The organism is Sphingobium fuliginis (assembly GCF_004152845.1).
GTDB classification, from domain to species: Bacteria; Pseudomonadota; Alphaproteobacteria; order Sphingomonadales; family Sphingomonadaceae; genus Sphingobium; species Sphingobium fuliginis.
Genome location: NZ_SEON01000004.1, coordinates 118,880 through 136,093 on the forward strand (window position 1 = coordinate 118,880; position 17,214 = coordinate 136,093).

The 17,214-nt window shown below is 64.5% G+C and carries 19 protein-coding genes; 10 read left to right on the plus strand and 9 right to left on the minus strand.

What is annotated here, in order from left to right; genetic code table 11:
- The first annotated feature begins 77 nt into the window (after positions 1-77).
- The gene (locus tag EWH10_RS11575; protein ID WP_025552201.1) at positions 78-830 is read left to right on the plus strand and encodes an enoyl-CoA hydratase/isomerase family protein; all 753 of its coding nucleotides are present in this window, start codon (positions 78-80) and stop codon (positions 828-830) included.
- A 45-nt stretch (positions 831-875) separates the two neighbouring features.
- On the opposite strand, the gene EWH10_RS11580 is transcribed toward EWH10_RS11575, so the two are convergent.
- On the minus strand, positions 876-2,168 hold the full coding sequence (locus tag EWH10_RS11580; RefSeq protein ID WP_025552200.1) for a cytochrome P450: 1,293 nt from the start codon (positions 2,166-2,168) through the stop codon (positions 876-878).
- 477 nt (positions 2,169-2,645) lie between these two features.
- Between EWH10_RS11580 and EWH10_RS11585 the strand changes: the two genes are divergently transcribed.
- The 3 genes from EWH10_RS11585 to EWH10_RS11595 all read left to right on the plus strand — a co-directional run bounded on the left by EWH10_RS11585 (position 2,646) and on the right by EWH10_RS11595 (position 5,770).
- Complete coding sequence (locus tag EWH10_RS11585) at positions 2,646-4,403, plus strand: N-acyl-D-amino-acid deacylase family protein (protein ID WP_044660656.1); 1,758 nt, start codon at positions 2,646-2,648, stop codon at positions 4,401-4,403.
- Between the two features lie 69 nt (positions 4,404-4,472).
- The gene (locus EWH10_RS11590) at positions 4,473-5,021 is read left to right on the plus strand and encodes a nuclear transport factor 2 family protein (protein WP_044660657.1); all 549 of its coding nucleotides are present in this window, start codon (positions 4,473-4,475) and stop codon (positions 5,019-5,021) included.
- 65 nt (positions 5,022-5,086) lie between these two features.
- On the plus strand, positions 5,087-5,770 hold the full coding sequence (locus EWH10_RS11595; RefSeq protein WP_065846170.1) for an SDR family NAD(P)-dependent oxidoreductase: 684 nt from the start codon (positions 5,087-5,089) through the stop codon (positions 5,768-5,770).
- A 57-nt stretch (positions 5,771-5,827) separates the two neighbouring features.
- Here EWH10_RS11595 and EWH10_RS11600 read toward each other — a convergent pair whose 3' ends face one another.
- Positions 5,828-7,006 (minus strand): acetyl-CoA C-acyltransferase, encoded by a 1,179-nt coding sequence (locus EWH10_RS11600; protein ID WP_044660659.1) that lies wholly within the window; start codon positions 7,004-7,006, stop codon positions 5,828-5,830.
- A gap of 166 nt (positions 7,007-7,172) precedes the next feature.
- Between EWH10_RS11600 and EWH10_RS11605 the strand changes: the two genes are divergently transcribed.
- Genes EWH10_RS11605 through EWH10_RS11615 form a run of 3 tightly spaced genes read left to right on the plus strand, consistent with a single transcriptional unit; the run spans position 7,173 to position 9,465 of the window.
- The gene (locus EWH10_RS11605) at positions 7,173-7,943 is read left to right on the plus strand and encodes an enoyl-CoA hydratase/isomerase family protein (RefSeq protein WP_044660660.1); all 771 of its coding nucleotides are present in this window, start codon (positions 7,173-7,175) and stop codon (positions 7,941-7,943) included.
- 56 nt (positions 7,944-7,999) lie between these two features.
- Entirely contained in the window at positions 8,000-8,308 is a 309-nt protein-coding gene (locus tag EWH10_RS11610) for a Zn-ribbon domain-containing OB-fold protein (protein WP_229742584.1), read from the plus strand.
- 2 nt (positions 8,309-8,310) lie between these two features.
- Positions 8,311-9,465, plus strand: a complete 1,155-nt coding sequence (locus EWH10_RS11615; protein WP_242495890.1) for a thiolase — start codon at positions 8,311-8,313, stop codon at positions 9,463-9,465.
- A 30-nt stretch (positions 9,466-9,495) separates the two neighbouring features.
- On the opposite strand, the gene EWH10_RS11620 is transcribed toward EWH10_RS11615, so the two are convergent.
- Positions 9,496-10,131, minus strand: a complete 636-nt coding sequence (locus EWH10_RS11620; protein WP_052628101.1) for a TetR/AcrR family transcriptional regulator — start codon at positions 10,129-10,131, stop codon at positions 9,496-9,498.
- A 109-nt stretch (positions 10,132-10,240) separates the two neighbouring features.
- Between EWH10_RS11620 and EWH10_RS11625 the strand changes: the two genes are divergently transcribed.
- Positions 10,241-11,101, plus strand: coding sequence for a TauD/TfdA dioxygenase family protein (locus EWH10_RS11625; RefSeq protein ID WP_025550275.1), 861 nt, complete (start codon positions 10,241-10,243; stop codon positions 11,099-11,101).
- A 4-nt stretch (positions 11,102-11,105) separates the two neighbouring features.
- Here EWH10_RS11625 and EWH10_RS11630 read toward each other — a convergent pair whose 3' ends face one another.
- Positions 11,106-12,008 (minus strand): LysR family transcriptional regulator, encoded by a 903-nt coding sequence (locus tag EWH10_RS11630; RefSeq protein ID WP_025550273.1) that lies wholly within the window; start codon positions 12,006-12,008, stop codon positions 11,106-11,108.
- Between the two features lie 239 nt (positions 12,009-12,247).
- Between EWH10_RS11630 and EWH10_RS11635 the strand changes: the two genes are divergently transcribed.
- Positions 12,248-13,150, plus strand: a complete 903-nt coding sequence (locus EWH10_RS11635; RefSeq protein WP_025550271.1) for an SDR family NAD(P)-dependent oxidoreductase — start codon at positions 12,248-12,250, stop codon at positions 13,148-13,150.
- Positions 13,147-13,797, plus strand: a complete 651-nt coding sequence (locus tag EWH10_RS11640) for a glutathione S-transferase family protein (protein WP_025550269.1) — start codon at positions 13,147-13,149, stop codon at positions 13,795-13,797. The genes EWH10_RS11635 and EWH10_RS11640 overlap by 4 nt, the downstream gene beginning before the upstream one ends.
- 59 nt (positions 13,798-13,856) lie before the next feature.
- Here EWH10_RS11640 and EWH10_RS11645 read toward each other — a convergent pair whose 3' ends face one another.
- From EWH10_RS11645 to EWH10_RS11665, 5 genes are read right to left on the minus strand one after another with little or no spacing between them, the layout of a single operon-like run.
- Positions 13,857-14,600, minus strand: coding sequence for a 2-oxo acid dehydrogenase subunit E2 (locus EWH10_RS11645; RefSeq protein WP_025550267.1), 744 nt, complete (start codon positions 14,598-14,600; stop codon positions 13,857-13,859).
- Positions 14,597-14,914 carry a hypothetical protein gene (locus EWH10_RS11650; RefSeq protein ID WP_025550265.1) on the minus strand — a complete coding sequence of 106 codons (318 nt, stop codon included), beginning with the start codon at positions 14,912-14,914 and terminating at the stop codon, positions 14,597-14,599. Before EWH10_RS11650 ends, EWH10_RS11645 begins: the two co-directional genes overlap by 4 nt.
- Positions 14,915-14,919: 5 nt before the next feature.
- On the minus strand, positions 14,920-15,150 hold the full coding sequence (locus EWH10_RS11655) for a biotin/lipoyl-containing protein (protein ID WP_025550263.1): 231 nt from the start codon (positions 15,148-15,150) through the stop codon (positions 14,920-14,922).
- Positions 15,151-15,170: 20 nt separating this feature from the next.
- Positions 15,171-16,196: an alpha-ketoacid dehydrogenase subunit beta gene (locus EWH10_RS11660; protein WP_170825573.1), complete on the minus strand. Its 1,026-nt coding sequence runs from the start codon at positions 16,194-16,196 to the stop codon at positions 15,171-15,173.
- A complete protein-coding gene (locus EWH10_RS11665) occupies positions 16,196-17,176 on the minus strand; it encodes a thiamine pyrophosphate-dependent dehydrogenase E1 component subunit alpha (protein WP_025550259.1) in 981 nt (326 codons plus the stop codon). Before EWH10_RS11665 ends, EWH10_RS11660 begins: the two co-directional genes overlap by 1 nt.
- Positions 17,177-17,214: the final 38 nt, after the last annotated feature.

Genomic DNA, 17,214 nt, shown 5'->3' on the forward strand with positions numbered 1-17,214 from the left:
TTTCCTGCTTGCCATGGCGTCGGCGCCAGTTATCAAGTATGCACTTGATAGCACGGAAAAGGACGAGGGGAAGAGCGATGGGCGAGGCGTTCGACAATATCATAATGACGCAGGATGACGGGATCGTCGAATTGCGCATCCACCATCGCGGCGGCCCGGCCAAATGGGCGCTCTGGGGCGGGTTGCACAGGGAACTGGGCATCGCCTTCGCGCAGGTCGCCGCCGATCCCGACGCGCGCGTGCTGCTGATCACCGGCACGGGCGACAGCTTCTGCGCGGAGTTCGACATGGACTGCGACATGCCGCAGATGGGCGCGGCGACGTGGGACGTGATCTTCCGCGAGGGCAGGGCGCTGCTCAACAATCTGCTGGCGATCGAGATACCGGTGCTGGCGGCCGTCAACGGACCCGCCTTCATCCATGCGGAGATCGCGCTGCTGGCCGATGTCGTGCTGGCGGCCGAAGAGACCGTCTTTGCGGACAGGCCGCACGCGCTGGCCGGCGTGGTGCCGGGCGACGGCGTGCACAGCATCTGGCCGATGCTGCTGGGGCCGAACCGCGGCCGTTATTTCCTGATGACGGGGCAGGAGATCGGCGCGGCCGAAGCCCTGTCGCTGGGCCTGGTGGGGGAGGTGCTGTCGCCCGAAGCCCTGATGCCCCGCGCGTGGGAACTGGCCCGCACGATTGCCGCGCGACCCGCCATTGCCAACCGCTATACCCGCATGCTGCTTACGCGTGAGATCAAGGGGCGGCTGGCCGCGGAACTGGATCAGGGACTGGCCATGGAGGGCATGGCGATCCTTGCGGGGATGCAGGGACAGGCGCGATGATCGCCGCACCGTGTCCATCGCCATTCAGTGCACGAAAAGAGGTGATCAGTCCCAGGCGACAGGCAGTTGGCGTTGTCCCCAATAGATCCAGCTATCGATCCGCTCGGGACTTCCCGTCAGACGCAGATCGGGCAGGCGTTCGACCAGCTTCCGCAAGCCGACCTGCGCCTCCAGGCGGGCGATGGGCGCCCCCAGGCAGAAATGAACGCCATAGCCGAAGGACAAATGCCGCTTCACCTGGTTGAGCGGCCGATCCATGATGAAGCTGTCGGGATCGGGGAAGATGTCCGGATCGCGATTGGCCCCCATCATCGAGAACATGAGCTTGCTGCGTTCGGGCAGCTCCGCGCCATGCATCTGTACCGGGCACAGGCTGGTGCGGAAATGGGAATTGATCGGCGGATCGAAGCGCAGGCTTTCCTCGATCACATTTTCCACCAGATGCGGCTCGGCCTTCAACCGCTCCCACCGTTCGGGGGCTTCCAGCAGCCGCCAGACCACATTGGTGAGCAGGCTGGTGGTCGTTTCCTGCCCTCCGGTCAATAGCGCGGTGCAGATCTGGAACAATTCCATGTCGTTGAAGCGCCTACCCTCCACGCGGCTGACGAGACCGAGCGAGATATAGTCGAACGGCAGCACCGTTCCCCAATGTTCATGGGTCGGTTCATCGATGCCCGCGTCGCGCAACAATTGCCTGCGCGCTTCGATCAGGCCCATGAAATGTGGCTGGATTTCCGCGATGAGCGTCTGTTCGGCGTTCGGATTCCTGTCGTTGAACAGCAGCGACTGCAATTCATCCGCCCAGCGCTTGTAATCGGCATGGAGCGCTTGGTCGGCTCCCAGCATGAAACACATGGTCCGGGCAGGCAGCGGGAGGCAGAAGAGATCGTGGAAATTGCCCTGCTTGTCCGCCCGACTTTCCAGTCCGGAGACCAGATCTTCCGCAATCGTCTCCACCTCCGGCAGATAATAGCGCATGCGGGCCGGCGTCATCCCCCTGCGCAGGGCGGCGATATATTCGAGGTGGAAGGGGGGATCGGTCAATATCCCGAAATCGCTGAACGCTTCCCAATCCATGGGTGCATCGCCCCATTTGAACGACCATATGGGATTGTCGGACAGGATCTTGTCGCGAATTTCCTTGTAATCGCTGGTGATGTAGAACTGATATTCCTCTCCCTTATAGTGATAAAAGGGACATTGGGCGGCAAGCGCCGAATAGGCGGGGCCAGGATTGCGGATCGTTTCCGGGTCCAAAGGATCGAAGACATGATCGACCGCAGTCTTCAGCCGCCGTTCCTTGGGCTCCTGTGTCTTCGCCCTGGTGATTTCAGTCATCCCATCCTCCGTCATGATGCCGGACGGAAGCATAAGGGGTGCTGTTCCGGGATTGAACGAAAAGTCCTTTAGGGGCCTAACTATCGGTGGAGTCCTCCGGGCGGGCATTGGTGGGACAGCGCTTAGTCCTTGTGTCGAGGATAGCGGCCCATCATCAGGTAAACGCAGCCCGCCGCCATGAAGCTGGGCAGGACGAACAGGCTGGAAGCGGCCGCAATTTGATTTAACATAAGATATATTATCGTACTTTCGTGGATTTTGGCGTTGCTTCCTTCCTTCTTCCTCCTCCTCCTCCATCGGCCGTGCAGGTATCGCTTATCTGAAATGTGGCGCGGTGCGGGACGAGACGGCTTGGCACATGGGCGGCCATAAGTCAGGCTTCCGTGCTGACAGGATGCAATGGCCGCGATGCAGGCTTTGCGATCGAACTGCTCAATCAGATCACAGGCCCGAAGGCCAAGTTGAGAGGAAGCATTCATGCCCGACTATGATCTCATCATCCGGGGGGGTAGCATATATGACGGCAGCGGCGGAGAGCCGTTCGTTGCAGATGTCGCCGTCAAGGACGGGTTGATCGCGGCGGTGGGCGATGTCCAGGGCATCGCGCGGGAAGAGATCGACGCCGCCGGCCGCATCGTCACGCCGGGTTTTGTCGACGTGCATACCCATTATGACGGGCAGATCACCTGGGAGAACAGGTTGGCCCCCTCCTCCGATCATGGTGTGACGACGGTGGTCATGGGCAATTGCGGCGTCGGCTTCGCTCCCTCCCGTCCCGAGCATCGCAGGTTGATGATCAAGCTGATGGAAGGCGTAGAGGACATTCCCGAAGTCGTCATGGCCGAAGGCGTGCCGTTCAACTGGGAAACCTTCCCCGAATATCTGGATGCGCTGGAGAAGCGCGAAAGCGACATCGATTTCGCCGCGCAATTGCCGCACAGTCCTCTGCGCGTCTATGTGATGGGCGAACGCGGCGCCAATCTGGAACCGCCGACGCAAGAGGATTTGGCGGAAATGCGCCGCCTTACTGCGGAGGCGATCCACGCCGGCGCCCTGGGCGTCACCACGTCGCGCAGCTATGCGCACCAGTTCCGCGACGGTCGCCCCGCCCCTTCGGTCAAGAGCGAGGACCAGGAAGTGCTGGCGCTGGCCGAGGGCCTGCGCGACGCCGGCAAAGGCGTGTTCCAGATGGTGCCCAGCTATGACGTGACGGCGGCCGAGCGCATGGACCTGCTGGACGACATTGCGCGGACGTCGGGCCGCCCGGTTTCCTTCACCTTCATGCAGACGCCCAAGGGCGAAGGCGACTGGCAGGAAATGGTCGCCCGGCTGGAGGCCTCCAAACATAAAGGCCTGGAAGTGCGCGGCCAGATCATTCCGCGTCCGACCGGCGCGCTGCTGGGCCTTGAACTGTCCATGCATCCCTTCTCCTTCAACCCCAGCTTCCGCGCTATCGAGCATCTGCCGCTGGAGGAGAAGGTGGAACGGATGCGCGATCCGGAGTTCCGCAAGAAGCTGATCGCGGAGGAGCCGGACGATCCGCAGGCCTTCTTCGTCTATGTCATCTCCGATCTTGACGCCATGTTCGTGCTCGGCAATCCGCCGAACTACAATCCCCGCAGCGACGAGAGCATCGGCGCCCGCGCCCGCGCCATGGGCGTCGATCCCAAGGAATTGATCTATGACGCGCTGCTCCAGCGCGACGGGCGGGAAGTGCTCTATCGTCCTCTCGGCAATTCGGAAGGCGAGAAGTTCGAAAGCTCCGGCCGCAATCTGGTGAAGAACGACAGGACCTTCCCGGCGCTGGGGGATGGCGGCGCGCATTACAGCATGATCTGCGACGCCGCCTATACCACCTACTTCCTGACCTATTGGGTGCGCGACGCCAAGGGCGACAGGAAGGTCGACCTGCCCTACGCCGTGCGCAAGCTGACCTATGAGCCGGCCCATGCCGTCGGCCTGCACGACCGCGGCCTGATCAGGCCGGGGTACAAGGCGGACCTCAACATCATCGACATGGAAAGGCTGCACCTCTACGCCCCGCATGTCGTCTATAATCTGCCGACGGGCGGCCGCCGCCTGCAACAGCGCGCGGACGGTTATGACGCGACGATCGTGAGCGGCGTGGTCACCTATCGCAACGGCCGCTCCACGGGCGCGCTGCCCGGCCGCCTCGTGCGCGGGGGCAAGGAAGCGCCGGAAACCGCGCCCGAAAAGAGCCTGCAGCCGGCCTGAAGGATCAGGGCGGGCGAAGCGGACCGCCGCCTCGCCCGCCCATGCACCGACAGCGCAGAGGGGATTGCCATGACCGAACTCACGCCCGACCTCATCGCCTTCCTTCAGGAGATGAAGGACCGCACCGCCATCCACGATTGCCTGCTGCGCTATACGCGCGGCGTCGACCGGCACGACCGCGAACTGATGCTGTCGGCCTATTGGCCCGACGCTTTCGACGATCATGGCGTTGCGGAAGGCTATGCCGCCGATTTCGTCGACTGGGCGATCGGATGGCATGGCGAATTCCAGACCAGGCATCATCACGCGATCAGCAACCACACGGTCGAGATCGACGGCGAGACGGCGCATGGGGAAACCTATTATACTTTCTGGGGCGAGAATAAGGGCGCACCGCCCCAGCTCAGCTTCGGCCGCTATGTGGACCGGTTCGAAAGGCGCAACGGCGAGTGGCGCATTGCCGACAGGGTCTGCGTCAATGAAATGACGGCGACGCTGACGGCGGCCGAAATTCCCGACGAATGGAAGGCGCGCATCTTCAGCACAGGCCCCAACCGGCGCGACAAGAGCGACATCTCCTATGTCCGGCCGCTGGTGCGCAAGGCCGCGGCGGGCTGATTTGCCCGCTCCACTTGCCGAATATATGGATATGACAGGTTCAACATCTGACCAGAGGATATTGCATGACCGCACGAACTGTCGTCGTCACCGGCGCTTTCGGGATATTGGGCGGCGCCGTCGCTTCTGCCTTCGCGGCAGCAGGAGACAGGGTAGCGCGGGTCGATTACGCCCCCGCCCCGGCGGAGACTCCGGCGGGCTGCTTCGACATGGGCGGCGTCGATCTGACCGACTTCTCCGCAACGCAGAAGCTGGTGGCGGACATCGTGGAAGCGCTGGGATCGATCGACGTGCTGGTCAATGTCGCGGGCGGCTTCATATGGGAGACGCTGGCGGATGGAGGCAGCGCGACATGGAACCGCATGTTCGCGATGAACGCCACCACCTGCGTCAACATGACCAAGGCGGCCCTGCCGGAACTGGAGAAGGCGGCGCAAGCCCGCATCGTCAACATCGGCGCGGGGGGCGCCGTCGTCGCCGCAGCGGGCATGGGCGGCTATGCCGCATCGAAAATGGCCGTGCATAAATTGACCGAGAGCCTGGCGGCCGAACTGGCGGGCAAGGACATCACGGTGAACGCGATCCTGCCTAGCATTATCGACACGCCGACCAATCGCGCCGACATGCCGGATGCCGACTTCAGCCAATGGGTGCAACCGGGCGCGATTGCCGAGGTCATCCAGTTCCTTGCCTCGCCGGCGGCACGCGCCGTCAGTGGAGCACTGATTCCGGTGACGAAGGGCGGTTGAATGTCCCCGCCCTGCCGCAAAGGAAGCGGCAAGCGGGCGCCATCGCCCGCCTGGCCGTCAAATGATTTCGAACAGCGCGGCGGCGCCCATGCCGCCGCCGATGCACATGGTGACGACGGCGTTCTTCGCGCCCAGCCGCTTGCCGGCCAGCAGGGCATGGCCGGTCATGCGCGATCCGGTCATGCCGAACGGGTGTCCGATCGAAATGGCGCCGCCGTCGACATTGACCCTGGCCCGGTCGATGCCCAGCCGGTCGATGCAGTAGAGCGCCTGGCTGGCATAAGCCTCGTTCAGTTCCCAAATGTCGATGTCGGATACCGAAAGCCCGGCCCGGTCGAGCAGCTTCGGCACGGCGAAGACCGGCCCGATGCCCATTTCGTCCGGCTCGCATCCAGCCACCTGCATGCCCTTGTAGAGACCCAGGATCGGCAGACCGCGCCGCGCCGCTTCGTCCGCGTCCATGATGACGCAGGCGCTGGAGCCGTCCGACAACTGGCTGCAATTGCCCGCCGTCACCGAACCGCCTTCGAACAAGGGCTTCAGCTTGGCGAGCCCCTCCATGTCCGTGCCGGGCCGGTTGCATTCGTCCTGCGTCAGCGTGACCTTTTCCTGACCCGTGACGGCCAGCGCCTTGTCCACGACATTCTTCGTCGTGGCCACCGGCACGATCTCCTCGTCGAACCAGCCTTTGTCCTGGGCGTTCGCGGTGCGAGACTGGCTCGTCACGGCGAATGCATCCTGCGCTTCGCGGCTGATGCCGTAGCGGCGGGCCACGATGTCGCCGGTCAGGTTCATCGCCATGTAGATTTCGGGCTTATGGTCCAGCAGCCATTCGTCCTTGCTGCGAAATAGGTTGCGATGCGGGTCGACCAGGCTGACGGTTTCCACGCCGCCGGCTACATAGACGCCCCCCTCCCCGCTGCGGATGCGCTGCGCGGCGATGGCGATGGTCTGGAGACCGGAGGAGCATTTTCGATCCAGCGTCATGCCGCACACGCTGATCGGCAGGCCCGCGCGCAACGCAGCCTGGCGCGCGACGTTGGAACCCACAGCGCCTTCGCACCGCGCCGATCCCAGCAGGACGTCATCGATCTCCCCCGGATCGATTCCGGCACGTTCCACGGCGGCGCGGATGGAGTGCGCCGCCAGCGTCGCGCCATGGATATTGTTGAGAGCGCCCCGGTGCGCCTTACCGATCGGCGTGCGCGCGGTGGCGACGATGGCCGCATCCTTCATGCTTCGAAATCTCCCGTCAGAAGCTGGGGCGCAGATAGGGGCTGATGGCGCGGCTTTCCATAAAGGCGCTTGCCTCATCACGTCTTTGATGAAGCCGCGCGCCATTCTTGACCCGGACCATGCCGGTCCACAAAGCAGGTTTGACAAGAAACAGGGAGCGCTCCCCATGACCATCATCGTCGAAAAGCAGGGTCCGGTCGCGATCGTGACGCTTGACCGCCCGCAGACCAAGAATGCGATCACCCAGGAGATGCGCGGCCAGCTATATGGCGCGTTCGAGGACATCGCGATGGATCAGGACGTGCGCGCGGTCATCCTGACCGGAGCAGGTGGCGACTTCTGTTCGGGCATGGACGTATCGGGCATGCGCAAGGGCGGCGTCACCGGATCGATGGACCGGATGTACACGCTCAACCGCATCGCGAAGGCCATATATTCGCTCAAGAAGCCGACCATTGCAGCCGTGCCGGGCATATGCGTGGGTGTGGGCTTTTCCTACGCGCTGGCCTGCGACATCGTGCTGGCGGGCGAACAGGCCCGCTTTGCCGCGATATTCCGCAACATCGCATTGGCGCCCGATGGCGGCCTTGTCTGGCACCTGCGCCAGTCGCTGGGCGTGCAGAAGGCCAAGGAACTGGTCTATTCGGGCCGCATCATCCGTGCCGACGAAGCGGTGGCCATGGGCATCGCTTATGAGAAGGTCGCCCAGGATGCATTGATGGACCGGGCGATGGAACTGGCGGAAAGCTTCGCGTCCGGCCCCAGCATCGCCATGGGCATGGCAAAGCGCCAGTTCGATCTGAGCTGGAACAACGGGTTCGAGCAATATCTGGAGCTGGAGGCCGCGATCCAGCCGCTGATGAGCCGCACCGAAGACCATGAGGAAGGGCTGGCGGCCTTCCGCGAAAAGCGCAAGCCGCTGTTCCGGGGCGAGTGACGCGGATGTTCCAGCCCGAAGCGGAATGGCGCGCGCACCTGGCCGAGGGTCGTTTCATGATCCAGCGCAGCCGGTCGACCGGCGGCCATGTTTTCTACCCCCGCGTCATGGAGCCGGGCACGGGCGCGGAGGATCTGGAATGGGTGAGCGCATCCGGCGCGGCCTCGGTGCATGCCGTCACCATCGTGCGCAAGAAGGACCCGGCCGACAGCTACAGCGTCGTTCTGGTCGACCTGGCCGAAGGACCGCGCCTCATGAGCCGCGTCGATGGCGTGCCGGTCGATGACATCCATATCGGCATGGCCGTCAGGGCCAGCATCATCCAGGAGGGGGACAAGCCTTTGCTCGTCTTCGTGCCCGCATGAGCATGGGCAATGGATTTCCGCGCGGGCGCGCCGCGATCGTGGGCGCGTCGACCTATGGCATCGGCCAATGCCCCGGCCTGTCCGCCGTGGACATGGCGGCGAAGGCCGCGCTGCTGGCGCTGGCCGATGCGGGCATTGCCCTGTCGGAAGTGGATGCGCTCTACACCTCCGCGCCCTATGAGGCGCTGGGCGGCATGGAACTGGCCGAATATCTGGGCCTGACGCCGAAGGTCACTGACTGCAACCGCACCGGAGGCTCCGCTTTCGAAGTCTATGTGCAGCAGGCGGCGCTCGCGCTGGAGGCGGGGCTGATCGACTGCGCGCTGATCGCCTATGGCTCAAACCCGGCGAGCAACCCGCCGCCCGGCGTCGGCATGACGCGCCAGAGCCCGTGGGAAGCGCCGTACAAGCCGCTCGCTCCCCTCTCCTCCTATGCGCTGGCGGCGAGCCGGCACATGCATCTCTACGGCACCACCCGCGAGCAACTGGCCGAAGTGGCGGTCGCGGCGCGGCAATGGGCGCAATTGAATCCGGAAGCGGCTGTGCGCGATCCGCTGAGCATCGAGGATGTGCTGAAGGCGCGGATGGTGTCCGATCCGCTGACCGTGCGCGATTGCTGCCTGTTCAACGACGGCGCGACCGCCGTGGTGATGGTTCGCGCCGACCGGGCGAAGGATTGCGCCAGGGCGCCGGTCCATGTGCTGGGCGCGGCCCATGCTGTCACCCATCGCGAAATCAGCTCCATGCCCGACCTCACCGTGACGGGGGCGGCGATTTCCGGTCCGCAGGCCTTCGCGCAGGCCGGGGTCAAGCCCGCCGACATGGATGTGGCGATGCTCTACGACGCGTTCACCATCACGCCCATCCTGTTCCTGGAGGATCTGGGCTTCTGCCCCAAGGGGGAAGGCGGACGCTTCGTCTCGGGCGGGCATGTCGCGCCGGGCGGCGGGTTGGCGCTCAATACCAATGGCGGCGGCCTGTCCTGCGTGCATCCGGGCATGTATGGCCTGTTCCTGCTGGTGGAAGCCACGCGTCAGCTTCGCGGCGAATGCGGCGAACGGCAGGTCAAGAATGCCCGCCTTGCCGTCGCGCATGGCAATGGCGGCGTGTTGTCGAGCGAAGCGACGGTCGTGCTGGGAACGGCCGAAACCGTATAGCAGGGCGGAATGGGCGCGCCCTGCCCTCCTTTAGGCGGGTGCGCTCAACACCAGCCGCACCAGTTTCTCGACATCGGTGAGCAGCGTCTCCATCTCCAGCGCGGGCTGCTCCTCGCCAAAGCCATGCTTGTCGAACAGCGCCACCGCATTCCACATCATCGTCCCCGCCAGCGCAATGCGGACCCGGCCCAGTTGCGGCGGCAGCCAGGCCAGCGCGGCGTGCAACCGCTCCAGCAGGGCCGCGATGCTGGGCGCGCCGGGCCGCGGGATGCGCGCATCGAACGGATCGCTGAGCAGGCCCGCCGCGCTCATGTGCATCATGAACCGGATATGGGCGTGCGGCGTCTGTTCATCGTCAAGGAGGAAATAGGGCCGCATCATGCAGCGCCAGGCGGTGAAGGCGTCAACATCCTCCAGCGAGGGACCGCTTTCCCGGATCATCCGTGCGCGCTCCGCCTCCGTATCCCGGAGCCGCATGTCGATGACGGCGCGCAGCAGTTCCTCCACGCTGCCGAAATGATAGCTGACGGCGGCGGTGTTCTTCTGCCCGGCGGCAATCGCGACAGCGCGCAGCGTCGCCACGCCGATCCCCGATTGCGCCACCAATGTCTCTGCCGCGAGGCAAAGCTGCCGGCGGGTGGTTTCGCTGCGGGAAGAGGAGGCCATGGCGATGCTTGTAGCTGGCCCGCAAAGGATGGCCAGACCTCATATTAAAGCATTTGCTTTATTTTTGTTGGAGCCTATGATGCCTCCCAGGAAATTGAGAGGATTCCCCATGATCATCAGCGCCATGCCCGGTCCCTTCGGCGCCATCGTCGAAGGCGTCGACCTTTCCGTCCCCCAGAGCGACGAGACCTTGCGCGCCTTGATCGCGGCGCTGCACGAACATCAAATTCTCGCGATACGCGGGCAGCGGCTGACCGATGCGGACTATGTCGCCTTTGGCCATCAATGGGGCGACCCGCTGATGTTCCACCTGCCGTCGCACAGGAAGGATGACTTTCCGGAGATGATCCGGATCACCAATGCCGCCGCCACGCCCGAGCGCTATCGCGACGGCGCCAAATTCTGGCATCAGGACAGCAGCTATGAAGCGGTGCCCGCCAGCGTGACCATGCTCTATGGTGTGGAAACGCCCGATGAAGGCGGCGAAACGCTGATCGCCAGCACGGTCATGGCCTATGATGCGCTGGACGAGGACATGAAGGCCAGGATCGACGGGCTCACCGGATTGCACTGCCTGGGCGGGTCCCCGGCCCTGCCGGGTGAGAAGATCCCCTTCATTCCGGAAAATACCGCACGGCACGGCATTGTTTCGCATCCGTTGGTGATGCGTCATCCGGTGTCGGGACGAAAGGCGCTCTATCTGTCCGGTTCGGCCTTCGGCGCGGAGGGGCTGGACGTTGACGAGGGGCGCGCGCTGATCGACCGGTTGCGCGCCCATTGCACGCAGCCCCGGTTCGTCACGCGCTACAAGGTCGAGGCCGGCGACATCTTCCTGTGGGACAATTTCCAGGTGCTGCACAGCGCCACGCCGATCGAATATTCCGACGAACCCGGCAAGCGGCGGCTGCTCTACCGGATCAGCACCAAGGGCACGCCCGCGCTGTGCAGGCCGGCCGATCTGGCGGCCTGACGGATCAGCCGGGGTCGAGGCGCCAGTCGATCCGCTCCGTCAGGAAGGCGAGCGCGGCCTGCACATGCGGCAGGGCGATACGATCCGGGGCGCCCATCAGCACGACAGGCAGCCGGGGCCAGTTCGCTTCCGGCAGCAGCGGGATCAGGCGACCGGCGCGGATATGGTCGCGGGCCAGCATTTCCAGCGTCTGGCCGACGCCCAGACCGGCGAGGGTTGCGGACAATATCGCCGCGCCGTCGTTGAATGTGAAGGCCGTCGGCGGTCGCACGCGGACGGTGCGGTCGCCGTGCCGCAATTGAAGCGGATTGCCGCCCGGCATTTCCACGCTGGCATAGAGTATGGCGCGATGCTGAGTCAGGTCATCGGCTTCCGACGGCTGGCCGTGCTGTGCGATATAGTCAGGCGATGCCAGGCAGATCAGCCTTGTCGTGCCGAGCGTCAGGGTCTTCCATCCCGTGGGCGGCGCTTCGCCCGCGCGGATGACCAGGTCGAAGCCGTCGACGCGAAAGAAAGTCCCTCGATCGCCTAGCGTCAGGTCGAGGATCAGCTGCGGATGGGCCCGTTGGAATTCGGCCAGTGCTGGCATGACGAACGCCTGCCCCATGGAGGCCGGGGCATCCAGCCGCACGCGTCCCGCTATGCCTGCCCCCGGCCGCACCGCCATGTCGGCCGTGGCCACGGCGTCCAGCGCAGCCTGCGCATAGGTCAGATAATGGCCCCCTTCGGCGGTCAGGTCGACGCGGCGCGTCGAGCGGTTGAACAGCCGCACGCCCAGATGTTCCTCCAGCCGCCTGACATGCAGGGTGACCATCGGCGTCGAGATGTTGAGGCGCAGCGCGGCGCGGGTGAAGGAACCGGCCTCAGCCACGGCGACGAAGGCCTCCATCGCGGTCAGTCGATCCATCTTCTGCTCCTGCCGCGGTCAGCAACGGTCCAGAGCCGCAGGCGGACCGGAATAGGGAAATGCGAGGAAGCGTTCGGCAAGGCTGTGGAAGTTCCGGATGGTCGAGCCGTGCATCCTACATCGGAATGCCGCGCGGCATAGGCTTCCTCCCCATCTCATCGGCCTTTTGATGTCTGCCGCGGCGTCCTTGCCGCATTGCATGCAACCCTGCAACAACATGAGCTGGAGAGGAGTCCTGGATGAGCGGTTTTCTGGACGAACGCGCCAATCTGGCCGGCAAAGTGGCGGCCGTCATCGGCGGCGGGGGCGGCATTGGGGCAGGCATATCGCTGGCGCTGGCCAAGGCGGGGGTGGACCTTGCGATCTGCGACATCGACGCGGCTGCGCTGGCGGGGACGGAGGAAGCGGTCAGGTCCATGGGCCGCCAGGTCACGGCCATGGTCGTCGATGCCACCGACGAAGCTGCGCTCGACGCCTTTTACGACGAGGTCGAACGCGCCTGCCCACGTCTCGACATAGTGGTGAACGTGGCGGGCGGAACGAAGCGGCAATTGCTGTCCGAAGCCAGCCGGGCCGACATCGCCCGGGACATCCATCGCAACTATGGCTATGTCGTCCAGTCGGTGCAGCGCGCCGTGCCGCTGATCAAGCGTTCCGGCGATGGCGGCAGCATCGTCAATTTCACCACCATAGAGGCGCATCGCGGCGCCGCCAGCTTTTCAGTCTATGCGGGCGCCAAGGCGGCGACGACGAACTTCACCCGTTCGATGGCGGTGGAACTGGGCAAGGACAGGATCCGCGTCAGTTGCATCGCGCCGGACACGACATTGAGCCGGGGCAATATGGCCGCCATGCCCCCCTCCTTCGCGGAGGGTTTTGCCAGGCTGCCCGCTCACGCCCAGGGCAAGGGCCTGGAAATGTACATCCCCAGGGGCGAACAGCCGCCGGTCGACGCGCTCGCCGATGCCGTGCTGTTCCTGGGTTCGGACCTGTCCACCTTCGTGTCGGGCATGACGCTGCATGTCGACGGCGGCACCATGGCGGCGGCGGGTATGCTGGACTGGCCCTTTGGCGACGGTTTCGTGCCGACGCCGCTCGCAGGCACGCTGGCGCGCCTCTACCGCGATGGAGATGAGGCATGATCCTCTATGCCGTCACCCTTTCGCCCTTCGCCGCCCGCGTGCGGCTGGCGCTGCGCGTCAAGACGCTGGACTATGCCATGCAACCTCCGCCGGGCGGCGGCACGCGGTCGCCTGAATTTCTGGCGATCAATCCGATCGGGAAATTGCCGGTGCTGGTGACGGACGACGGGCTGGCGATTGCCGAATCGGAGACCATCATCGACTATCTGGACGAGCGCTTCCCTGCTCCATCCTTATTGCCCGCCGATACGGGCGAACGGGTGAGGATGCGCAACATCATCCGCAGTTTCGAACTCTATGCCACGCCTGCCATGTCGCGTTTGTTCAAGCAGATGGACCCTGTGACCCGCGACGAGGCGACGGTCGCGGCCGAGATCGCCAATTGGCGCAACGGGCTGGCGCTCACCGACCGGTTCACGGCAGACGCCCCTTTCGCCGCGGGCGGCGCCATCAGCAAGGCGGACTGCATATTGCTGCCCAGCCTGTTGCTGTGCGAGGTGGTCGCCCAAATCTTCGGGCTCGACGATCCTCTCGCGGACTGCCCCAATCTGGCGGGCTATCGGGCGAAAGCGCGCCGGCATCCGGACATGGGCGCGATCTGGACGGAGACGGCGGACGCGCTCGCGGCCATGAGAGCGGGAAAATGATCCGCCGAAAGACGAGACGTCCCCAGAACCGCATTTCGTTCAGCACCGCATTTCGGCTTTCAGGCGAAGAGGTCGGCCGCCGCCAGCCGGTCGGCGATGAAGCGGCAAAAACGCGCCGCATCCGCACCATTGATCACGCGATGATCATAGCTGAGCGACAGAGGCAGCATCTGCCGCCACGCAATCCCGCCGTCATCCCCCGGGACCGGCACCGGCCGGGCGCGCGTGACGCCCAGAATGGCGACTTCGGGCGCGTTGACGATTGGCGTGAAGCCGGTCCCGCCAATATGCCCCAATGATGTCAGGGTGATGCAGCCGCCGGACATTTCCGCCATCGACAGGCCCTTGGTCCGCGCCTTGTCGGAAAGGGCGGCAACCTCCTCCGCGATCTGCGTCGCGGATTTGCGGTCGCAGTCCCGGATGACCGGCACCAGCAGGCCGCCCGGCGTGTCCACCGCCACGCCCACATGCACATATTTCTTGAGCGTCAGCATGCCGCTCGCCGGATCGAGCGAGGCGTTGAATTGCGGAAAGGCGGCCAGGCCGTCGGCCAGCGCCTTCACCAGCAGCGGCACGGCGGTCAGCTTCGTGCCGCCCGCCGCGTTATGCGCCTTGCGCCGTTCCTCCAATTGCGTGATGTCCGCATCGTCCTGATGGGTGACGTGCGGAATGGCGACCCAGTTGCGGCCCAGAAAGGCCGCGACGAATTTCTGGATCTTGCTGAGGGGGCGCTGCTCGACCTCTCCAAAGACTGAGAAGTCGCCCGTGGGCCAGGGGGCCAGACCTGCCAGGAGATCGCTCATATGCGCTCAGGCCCCGTTGGCTTGAGGAATGTGAAGCGCGGGCTTTCCATGTCGATGGAATCCGTCAGCCGCATGGCCGGCGCCGCCGCGAACACGCTATTCAGCAGGGCCGCGGGATCGTTCGTGTCAACCTCATAATCGGCAACGAACAGGCCGGTTTCGGTTCCGGTCATGTCCAGTTCCCTGTAGCGGGTACAGGACAGGATGCCCGGCAACCGGCACATCTCGACCGAGTGGACCTCATCATACCAGCGGTCATATTCGGCCTCGCGCCCGGCCACCGCGCGCGAGGTGACATGCAGGATGTAGCGCATCGGGCTTAGCCGATGGTCGCCAGAAGGGTGCCGACCTCATAGGTTTCCCCGATCTGGGCGATGATCCTGAGGGTGCCGCTGGCGGGGCTTTCCACTTCCTGCGTCGATTTTTCCGATTCCAGCGCATAGAGCGGCTGGCCTTCGACGGCCTGGCCGCCATCTTCCACCAGCCATTCGGCCAGCGTGCCTTCATTCATCGAAAAGCCGATCTTGGGCAGCAATACTTCAACAGCCATTGGGAACTCCCTGAGCGATATTAGGATTTGACGAGGGCCTCTGCCGCCGCGACGATGTCGGCGGTTTGCGGGGCGAAGGCGGTTTCCAGCGGTTTGGAGAAGGGAACCGGGCAGAAAGCGCCGCCCAGCCGTCGGACCGGGGCCTTGAGCCTGCCGAACAGTTCCTCGTTCAGCACAGCCGCGATCTCCGCGCCGGCGCCAAAGGGCGTCACCGCCTCATGCACGATGATGGCGCGGCCGGTCCTGGCGACCGACTTCACCACCGTTTCCCTGTCCCACGGCGCGATGGTGCGCAGGTCGATGAGTTCGGCGGAGATGCCCGCTTCCTTCAGCTTGGCGACGGCGGGCATCGCCTCCTGGATCATGCGGGCATAGGCGATGATGGTGACGTCGCTGCCCTCGCTCAGCACATTGGCCTTGCCAATGGGCACGCGATGGCCCTTTTCCGGCGCTTCGGCGGGCGACCAGTAGGTGGGCAGATTCTCGATGAACAGCACCGGATCGGGATCGTCGATGGCGCTGCGCATCAGGCCATAGGCGTCCTTCGGGCTGGAGGGCGCGACCACCTTGATCCCCGCCGTATGCGCGAACCAGGCTTCCAGATAGTCGCAATGCTGCCCGCCGCTGGCGAAACCCGTCCCGGTCATGGTGCGGATGACGATGGGCACATGGGTCTGCCCGCCCGACATGAAGCGCAGCTTCGCCGCATGGTTGACGATCATGTCCATCGCCACGGTCGTGAAGTTCATCAACATGATCTCGGCAATGGGCTTGAAGCCCACCAGACTGGCGCCGATGGCCGCGCCGATGATCGCCTGTTCGGAAATGGGCGTGGAGCGCACGCGATGCTCGCCAAAGCGCGACGACAGCCCCTTGGTGACGCCGCAGACGCCGCCTTCCTCCGGATCGGCCAGGTCTTCGCCCAGCGCGATGACATTCTCATCCTCCTCCATGGCGTCCGCGATGGCGGCGTTGATGCCCTGGAGGATATTCGCCTTGGCGGCCTTCACAATATTTGCGGGGGCCATCGGGGTCTCGGCGTTCATCAGGCCATCTCCTCCGCGAACACGTCGCGCTTCAATTCCTCCACGACGGGGAAGTCGCTTGCCAGCGCGAATTCGACCGCTTCGTCGATCTCCTTCTCGATGGCGGCTTCCATTTCGGCCAATTGCTCCTCCGTCGCGATGCCGGTTTCGATGAGCTGCGCGCGGAAGCGCGGGACGGGATCGTTCGCCATCGCATCGGCCTTGCGCGCCTTGTCCATATAGGCGTCGGCATCGCCGAAGACGTGGCCGAAGAAGCGATAGGTCATCGCCTCGATCAGCGTCGGCCCCTCTCCGGCGCGGGCGCGGGCGATCGCCTCCTGCGCCACGGCGTACATTTCGAAGGGGTCGTTGCCGTCCACCCGCACGCCCGGCATGCCATAAGCGGCGGCGCGATCCGCGACCTTGACGTTGCTGGTCTTGTCATAGGCGGTGTGCTCGCCCCATTCATTGTTCTGGCACACGAAGATCACCGGCAGCTTCCAGACGGCGGCCAGATTGAGCGATTCATGGAAGGCGCCGATATTGGCCGCGCCATCCCCGAAGGAGGCGACCGTCACGCGACCGTCGCCGCGCAGCTGCGATCCCCAGGCAAGGCCGTTGGCGATGGGCATGGTGGACCCGACGATGCCGGTCGTCACCATGATGCCCTTGGCGGGATAGGTGACGTGCATCGGACCGCCCTTCCCCTTGCAGGTGCCGGTGGTGCGGCCGGCGACCTCCGCCCACAGATCCTTGAGCGGCAGGCCCTTGGCTAGCTGGTCGTGGCTGCCGCGATAGATGGTGCAGATATAATCCTCATCCGTCAGATTGACCGAAATGGCGCTGGGGATCACTTCCTGACCGCGCGGGCTGTAATAGGGCATGACCAGCCGCCCGTTCATGATGACCTTGCGCGACCGTTCGTCATTCGCCTTGATCAGCGCCATGCGGCGGTAGATCTCTAACTGTGTCGCCGCATCGGGGGTTGCCCTGTTGCTCATTTCAGACGTCCTTTCGAAAGGCCGGATTTTCGCTATAC

Bases quoted from the DNA above. Each gene is read 5' to 3' on its own strand.
- EWH10_RS11605 (WP_044660660.1), top strand. From the start codon at position 7,173: ATGACCATCATCGTCGAAAAGCAGGGTCCGGTCGCGATCGTGACGCTT.
- EWH10_RS11620 (WP_052628101.1), bottom strand. From the start codon at position 10,131: ATGGCCTCCTCTTCCCGCAGCGAAACCACCCGCCGGCAGCTTTGCCTC.
- EWH10_RS11645 (WP_025550267.1), bottom strand. From the start codon at position 14,600: ATGAGCGATCTCCTGGCAGGTCTGGCCCCCTGGCCCACGGGCGACTTC.
- EWH10_RS11610 (WP_229742584.1), top strand. From the start codon at position 8,000: ATGATCCAGCGCAGCCGGTCGACCGGCGGCCATGTTTTCTACCCCCGC.
- EWH10_RS11595 (WP_065846170.1), top strand. From the start codon at position 5,087: ATGACCGCACGAACTGTCGTCGTCACCGGCGCTTTCGGGATATTGGGC.
- EWH10_RS11585 (WP_044660656.1), top strand. From the start codon at position 2,646: ATGCCCGACTATGATCTCATCATCCGGGGGGGTAGCATATATGACGGC.
- EWH10_RS11650 (WP_025550265.1), bottom strand. From the start codon at position 14,914: ATGCGCTACATCCTGCATGTCACCTCGCGCGCGGTGGCCGGGCGCGAG.
- EWH10_RS11600 (WP_044660659.1), bottom strand. From the start codon at position 7,006: ATGAAGGATGCGGCCATCGTCGCCACCGCGCGCACGCCGATCGGTAAG.
- EWH10_RS11665 (WP_025550259.1), bottom strand. From the start codon at position 17,176: ATGAGCAACAGGGCAACCCCCGATGCGGCGACACAGTTAGAGATCTAC.
- EWH10_RS11590 (WP_044660657.1), top strand. From the start codon at position 4,473: ATGACCGAACTCACGCCCGACCTCATCGCCTTCCTTCAGGAGATGAAG.
- EWH10_RS11640 (WP_025550269.1), top strand. From the start codon at position 13,147: ATGATCCTCTATGCCGTCACCCTTTCGCCCTTCGCCGCCCGCGTGCGG.
- EWH10_RS11615 (WP_242495890.1), top strand. From the start codon at position 8,311: ATGGGCAATGGATTTCCGCGCGGGCGCGCCGCGATCGTGGGCGCGTCG.
- EWH10_RS11655 (WP_025550263.1), bottom strand. From the start codon at position 15,150: ATGGCTGTTGAAGTATTGCTGCCCAAGATCGGCTTTTCGATGAATGAA.
- EWH10_RS11575 (WP_025552201.1), top strand. From the start codon at position 78: ATGGGCGAGGCGTTCGACAATATCATAATGACGCAGGATGACGGGATC.
- EWH10_RS11580 (WP_025552200.1), bottom strand. From the start codon at position 2,168: ATGACTGAAATCACCAGGGCGAAGACACAGGAGCCCAAGGAACGGCGG.
- EWH10_RS11630 (WP_025550273.1), bottom strand. From the start codon at position 12,008: ATGGATCGACTGACCGCGATGGAGGCCTTCGTCGCCGTGGCTGAGGCC.
- EWH10_RS11635 (WP_025550271.1), top strand. From the start codon at position 12,248: ATGAGCGGTTTTCTGGACGAACGCGCCAATCTGGCCGGCAAAGTGGCG.
- EWH10_RS11660 (WP_170825573.1), bottom strand. From the start codon at position 16,196: ATGAACGCCGAGACCCCGATGGCCCCCGCAAATATTGTGAAGGCCGCC.
- EWH10_RS11625 (WP_025550275.1), top strand. From the start codon at position 10,241: ATGATCATCAGCGCCATGCCCGGTCCCTTCGGCGCCATCGTCGAAGGC.